This window comes from Rhodospirillum sp. A1_3_36 (assembly GCF_047263945.1).
Classification (GTDB): domain Bacteria; phylum Pseudomonadota; class Alphaproteobacteria; order Rhodospirillales; family Rhodospirillaceae; genus Rhodospirillum.
In genome coordinates, this window is record NZ_JBLAVB010000053.1 from 1 (window position 1) to 6,036 (window position 6,036).

Below are 6,036 nucleotides of genomic sequence, written 5' to 3' on the forward strand. Positions count from 1 at the left end.
TGATATTCGGGATTTCAGGGGGCGGATTGGACTGCCTTCGGATATGATAAAGCCCGATCAGGTTGTTCGGTTCATGTTGTATGGACCATTGGTATTTCGGGATCGGGAATGAGAGTTTCAACGCATTTTACATTAAAATTGGTCGCGACCATATTGTTTACAAGGAGTTTGGCGTGGGCGGCGGATGGGCCTAGCTAGGTCCGAAAGGCATTCTCCGAATGGGGTGATGGAGCGGGGAATGGAAGTGTGAGCGAGGACCTTCTGGAGCCGTCGCGCCGATGCCCTACCGGTCGAGTTCGTCCAGCAACTCCATCACGCCGGGGATATTGAACCGGGCCGCGACCTCTGGCTTGTCCCTTTCTCCGGCCACATCGAAGCGTTCGATGGTCCGGCGCAGAAGGAGGGTGGCGGAATGCTCGACCGGATCGCTGCGGAGCTGGCTCAGGGCTTGATTGTAGATGCGGAGCACCGCCTTGATCATCCCGGGTTTCGGCTGAAGGGCATCTCTTCGCCGTTCAAGCTTGATCTGTTCCCACCGCAGTTTCCGGATCTCTTCTTCCTGGGCATCAAGGAAGCCTCGGATGGTTTCCGTGCGGGCTGCGCCGCCGATGGCATCAAGGACATTCATCACCTTTTCCCGTCGGGCCTCGATTTTGGGCGTGAGGGCATCGATCTTCTTGGTGAAGGCCTCACGCCGTTCCCTGATTTCCTCGGTTTCATAGTGGCTTGAGATCGCCGTCCCGGTGAGTTGGCCCAAGGCCGCGATGGCCTGATCCAAAAGATCGTCACGGGCTACTTGGCGAAGGGGGCATCCCGGTTCCGAACAGGCGAAGCGGCGTTCCCGGGCTGCGGTGATTTTGTGTCCGTGCGCGGCGCAATACAGATTGCCAGACAGGATCGTGTGGATGGTTTTCCTCGACCGGGCCTGCTCGCGCTTCCAGCGGTTGACCCGCGCCGCTTCGCGGGCCGCCTTTTCGGTGTCGCTTTCCTGCCTGCGCTGGAGAATGAGTTCACTCCGCTTGCTGGACCGTTCGATGATCATCTCCTGGACCGCCTTGAAGGTCATCTCGTCGATGATGGTCAGCTCCGGGGCCGGGGCCTGAATCCATTCGGATCGGGGCCGGAGGATGGACAGGCGTTTTCCATTCTCCGGGTGCTTGCGGAATTCCATCTTGTTGAAAGTGATGACGCCCATGTACATGGTCTGGCGCAGGAGGCCCGTTTCGCGCGCCGCCGAGCCGATCAGGGTGGTGGGACCCCATTTGCCGCCAGTCGGTGCGGGGATGCCCAGGCTGTTCAGGTTCTCGACGATTTTCTTGAGGCTGACGCCCGCCAGGTAGTCGCTGAAGATCCCCTTGACGACCTCCGCCTCGGCTTCGTTGATGCTGCGGGCGCCCCGAATGGGCTCTCCATTTTCATCGAAGCGCCGGACGATGTCATAGCCATAGGTGACGCCCCCGGGGATCGAGCCGCGCAGCACTGCGGCGATCTGCCCGCGCCTGGTCTTGTCGGCGAGGTCCTTCAGATAGAGGGCGTTCATCGTACTCTTCAGCCCGATGTGGAGTTCCCCGATGATACCTTCGGACACGGTTTCGATGCCAACACCAATGAAGGTGAGTTTCTTGAAAAATGTCGCGGTATCGGCCTGATCGCGGGAGATGCGGGACAGGTCCTCGGTGATCACGCGCTCGAAGTCGCCATCGATGGCCGCTGTGAGCAGGGCCTGGATGCCCGGGCGGTTCAGCATGTGGGCGCCGGACAGGGCTTCGTCCCGATAGGCCTCCACCACCCTGTACCCCTGTTGTTTACAGAACCTGGCGCATCGGCTGATCTGGTCTTCGGCGGATCCTTGCTGCTTGTCGGTGGAATGGCGGGCGTAGAGGGCGACCAGCATAGGGTATGTCCAAGGTGAGATCTGTGAAGCCGGTCCCACCGGAAGGTGTCGCACGGGGAGGGAGGTAAAACCTATGGGGCATTACACAACTATTCCAGAATTTTTAGGTGCAGAGCCCTTTCTTCATCGGTAAGGGGGGTGACTTCGATCAGCGTTCGGACCATGGCCTGGTGATTGGCGAGAAGGTCCTGGATACGCTTCTTCTCTCGACGCTCTTCGGCGCGGTCGGCCTTTTCCTGGAGCAGCTGGATATACCCGGAGACGATGTCACAGGAGACGAGGATCTGGTCTCCGGGAGCCGCCTGGGAGGATCCATAGCCGCCGGTCTTGCGGATGGTGGGCAGGACCTCGCCAACCACCCATTCCTCGAAACGCTCCGCCGCAGGCAGTTTGGAGCGCATGATCAGGCGATACATGTCCCGTTCGGGAATGATGATCGTTTGGGGATCCAGGGGGGTGAGCGAATCGCTCACCCCCACGGGGCGACTGCATTTGCAGTGATCGCGCACAGCTTCCTGAGGGTTGGCGTATCCTAGGGCGCTGGCCAGATCCTTGGCGACGAACCAGGGCTCTCCGCCGATGTTGAGGCCTCGGACGGGTAAAGTGTCGAATTCAAAGGAAATCACGGCGTTCATCGGGTCTCTCTATACAGAAAATGGACAGATCAAGATGTACGACGTCCGATGAAGTGTATCAAGAAGTAAGGGGTAGGTAATGAGTGTATCGAAGGCGATATGATGTTGATGAATAGATAGGATTGAGGTGTCTGATAACCGCATTCCGCGAGTTTCCGGAGCATTCTGCTTCTTTCCGGAAGTTTCCGAGACATTCCGCTTCTTTCCGTTACTTTCCCTGTCGTACTGGTGGCAGGTTATGTTCGGTACCGGTACCGAACGCCGTCCATTCTGGACGGTGGCCTTATTCGCGTGCGATGCACACTCAACGATTTCTGGAAAAGGGGAGTGTTTCTGCCGGGGCAAACAACACCATAAGGGTGATTGTTTATCGGTCTTCCGCCTATGGGCTGTTCCCTGTCAGAGAACCCCATTAAGATACGAGAGCAGGCATGGGGTATCTCTGTTGGGGGACTGGGCATGGCGGATTTGCGTATCGGGCTAAGCGGTGGCGACCTCGTCTGTACGGACGCCGCGCCGGGAGGGGGGACGGTTCGCAAGCCCCTCGGTCCGGAGGGTGTCGCCCGCCTTGACGCCTGGGCCCGGGCCTATGAGGCGGCGGTGCGGACGCGTCGGCCCGATACCCTGCCGTCCCTTGGCCGGGAGATCGCCGATTTCCTGAACGGAGGAGACCTCTGGCTGGACCGCTGCATCCAGCGCAGCGTCGGGCCGATCGCTCTGGAGATCCTCGCCTCGGGTCGACCGGACGGGGGCGCGCGGGCCCTGCTGGATGTGCCCTGGGAGGTGCTGGCGCCCGATGGCCTGTTGCTGGCGGAGGACGCGCGGCGTCCCTTCCTCGTCGCCCGCCGTCTCGGCATGGCCGCAGAGGCCGAAGCGCCGGTCCACGGCGATATCGCCGCCCTGTTCATGGCCGCCGAGGTGGAGGGACAACATGTCCTCGACCACGAACGGGAGGAAATCGCCTTCCTCGACGCCACCCATGGCCTGGGCGCCCATCTTGCGGTCGAGGAGAGCGGCGGTCTCGACGGCCTGCGGCTGCGCTTGAAGCAATCCTCCCGCTGGGACGTGCTGCACCTGACCGGCCATGGCGACCTGGACAAGCGGGGACCCTTCCTGGCCCTGGAGACCCCCGAGGGCGGGCTCGACCGGGTGGACGCCGACCGGCTGTGCGAGGCGCTGGGGGATTACCAACACTTGCCGGGTCTGGTTTTCCTATCGGCTTGTCGGACAGCGGAACAGGCGGACGGTGATGTGGGCTCCCTTGTCCAGGCGATGGTCCAATCCGGGGTGCCCAATGCCCTGGGCTGGGACGGGTCGGTCCTGGACGATACGGCCATCCGCTTCGCCCAGGTGTTCTATGGGGAACTGGCGGGGGGGCGGAGCGTGGTCCACGCCGCGGCGATGGCTCGACGGGCCGTCCTGGCCGACCACCGGGCCAACCGCGAGCGCGGGACCCACTGGCATCTGGCGCGGGTCTGGCTGGGGCCGGGCGGCGGCGGGGCCCTCTGCGATCCTTCCTGTCCGACCCGTCCCTTCCGGCCCCGGCGGGATCGGGTCTATCTGGACAAACGGGGCGAGCGGGTCCCCGTGGCCCCGCCCGAGCGGTTCGTCGGCCGCCGCCGCTCCATCCAGGCGGCGCTGCGGGCCTGGGCCGGGGGGGCCTCCGGGGTGCTTCTCCAGGGCATGGGAAACCTGGGCAAGTCCAGTTTGGCCGAACGCATCGCCAACCGGCTGGATGGCCACGACGTCGTGGTGGTGTTCGAGCGCTACGATGCCCATTCGGTGTTCCTGGGGCTGGTCGACGCCCTGCCCGAGGGGGCGCAACAGGCCGCCCTGGAGGCGCATGAGAAGGCGATCCTCGACGACCCCTCCGCCCTGAAGCGGGTGCTTCAGGAGATGGTGAAGGGGGCCTTCTCGGGTCACGGGGGGACCCGGCCCCTGCTGCTGATCGTCGACGATCTGGAGCGGTGTCTGGCCGAGCCCCGGCGGGGGGAGGCGGCGACCCCCTTCAAGACGGCGGAGGACGCGGCGGTGATGGCCGCGATCATCGGCGCCTTCCGGGATGCCGGGGGCGCCACGAAATCGCGCCTGCTGATCACCAGCCGCTATGTTTTTGCCCTGAGCGATGCGCGGGGCCATGACCTCGCGGCCCATCTGACGGTGGTGGCGCTGCCGCCCATGGATGAGGCCCAACGGACCAAGCAGATGCGCACGGCGGCCCGCCTGAGCGGACGGGAACGCGCCCTCGGCGCCGACCCGGAGCTGGACCGGCTGGAAGGGCGGATCCGGGCGGCCGCCGGGGGCAATCCGGGCCTGCAGGAAATCCTGACCCGTCCCCTTCTGGAGATCGCCGACCGGGCGACGGCCCTGGCTGCGGCCGAGGGAGCGGTGCGGGCGGTGGAAGGCTATCTGGAGAGCGGGGAGGTGCCGGAGGAGGAAAGCGCCGCCCAGGAGTTTTTCCGGCGGGTGTCCCTGCGCGCCTTCCGGGAAATGGTGACCCCGACGGAGGCCCGTCTGTTCCAGGCGGCGACGCTGTTTTCCCTGCCGGTGCCGGAGGCGGTCCTGGAGGCCGCAGGCCGGGCGGCCAGCGTTGGCGAGGCGGGGCGCGCGCTCTCCCGCCTCCAGGGCCTGGGGCTGCTGGACCGCCATGGCGGCGCGGCGGGGGGCATGGACACCGGCGTCAATCCCCTGGCGCGGCCCCTGGCTGACGCGCTGTCGCCGGAGGACCGGGTGCATCTGGCGAAGGCGGTGGTGGGGTTGCTGCATGCGGCCTGGTCCGATGGGGAGGGTGATCTCCCCGAACATCCCCGGGCCGTCGAACTGGCCCGCCTGGCGCTGCTCGCCGGTGGCCCGCCGGAGATCGTCAACGCGGCGGCGCGCGCGGGCAGTGCTTATCTGTTCCACCGGGCCCAGGCGACCGAGGCTGCCTGGGGCCTGGTTCAGGAGGCGCTGGCGCTGCTGGAGCGCCTGGACAGCCCTCCCGGCCTGTTCCTGTTGCGGACCGGCGCGGCCTGCGCCGAACGGCTTGGCGATGGGGCCGGGCAGGACGGGCTCCTGGCGCGGGCGGCCTCCCTGGCGGGCGGCGATCCGCGCACCGATGCGATGGTGCTGTTCGACCGGGCGTCCCGGTTGCTCCAGGGGGGCGACCCGGCGGCGGCGGAAGCGCTCCTGCGGGAGGCCCTGGAGCGGTTCGACGCGCTGGGAGACGAGTTGTCGCGCGCTGTGACGATGGGGAAGATCGCGGACATCCTGACGATGCGGGGAGAGACGGAGGAGGCGCTTCGGATCCGTCGGGAGGAGGAACTTCCCGTCTACGAGCGTCTGGGAGAGGTGCGGTCGCGCGCTGTGACGATGGGTCGAATCGCGGACATCCTGACGATGCGGGGAGAGACGGAGGAGGCGCTTCGGATCCGTCGGGAGGAGGAACTTCCCGTCTACGAGCGTCTGGGAGACCTGCGGGAGCGCGCTGTGACGATGGGGAAGATCGCGGACATCCTGACGATGCGG

General features: G+C 65.3%; 3 protein-coding genes. 1 reads left to right on the forward strand and 2 read right to left on the reverse strand.

Translation table 11 applies throughout. The features are described 5' to 3' along the window. Positions 1–283: 283 nt before the first annotated feature. Positions 284–1,894 carry a recombinase family protein gene (locus ACLIRY_RS26410; protein WP_413208411.1) on the reverse strand — a complete coding sequence of 537 codons (1,611 nt, stop codon included), beginning with the start codon at positions 1,892–1,894 and terminating at the stop codon, positions 284–286. An 89-nt stretch (positions 1,895–1,983) separates the two neighbouring features. Beyond that, positions 1,984–2,529, reverse strand: a complete 546-nt coding sequence (locus ACLIRY_RS26415; protein WP_413208412.1) for a Bro-N domain-containing protein — start codon at positions 2,527–2,529, stop codon at positions 1,984–1,986. Between the two features lie 459 nt (positions 2,530–2,988). Between ACLIRY_RS26415 and ACLIRY_RS26420 the strand changes: the two genes are divergently transcribed. Further along, positions 2,989–6,036, forward strand: a 3,048-nt coding sequence (locus tag ACLIRY_RS26420; RefSeq protein ID WP_413208413.1) for a CHAT domain-containing protein, incomplete at its 3' end; no start/stop codon positions are given.